This is a genomic window from Vibrio sp. S9_S30 (genome assembly GCF_014694455.1).
Classification (GTDB): Bacteria; Pseudomonadota; Gammaproteobacteria; order Enterobacterales; family Vibrionaceae; genus Vibrio.
This window is the reverse complement of sequence record NZ_JAAUWT010000138.1, coordinates 1-472: the sequence shown is the minus strand read 5'-3', so window position 1 is coordinate 472 and position 472 is coordinate 1. Positions and strand designations below refer to the sequence as shown.

At 42.4% G+C, this 472-nt stretch carries 1 tRNA gene and 1 rRNA gene; both read left to right on the top strand.

The features are described 5' to 3' along the window. Nucleotides 1-115, top strand: a 16S ribosomal RNA gene (locus HC752_RS24420); the annotation flags it as partial. An 88-nt stretch (nucleotides 116-203) separates the two neighbouring features. Beyond that, nucleotides 204-279: transfer RNA gene (locus tag HC752_RS24415), tRNA-Glu, on the top strand. Nucleotides 280-472 lie beyond the last annotated feature (193 nt).

Sequence of the window (472 nt, the reverse complement as noted above, 5' to 3'; positions counted from 1 at the left end):
AAAAGAAGTAGGTAGTTTAACCTTCGGGAGGACGCTTACCACTTTGTGGTTCATGACTGGGGTGAAGTCGTAACAAGGTAGCCCTAGGGGAACCTGGGGCTGGATCACCTCCTTATACGATGATTATTGAGACGAGTGTCCACACAGATTGATACGGTTTATGAAGTAAAGAGAAATGAACGTTCCCAAACGTTCATACTAGTGTCCCGTTCGTCTAGAGGCCTAGGACACCGCCCTTTCACGGCGGTAACAGGGGTTCGACTCCCCTACGGGATACCATCTTTAAGTGCATTAGTCATAGTGTGTTTAAAAATGGTTTTCTTTCTTTAACGAGAAAGCAAAACATGCTCTTTAACAATTTGGAAAGCTGACGAATAACAACTATCCCCTTATCTTCGGATAAGCGTTGTTATTCAATTAAAAGTTCTCAAATCCTATGTCTTACTCTTTTGTTAGAGAAAAGAGGTAGGTA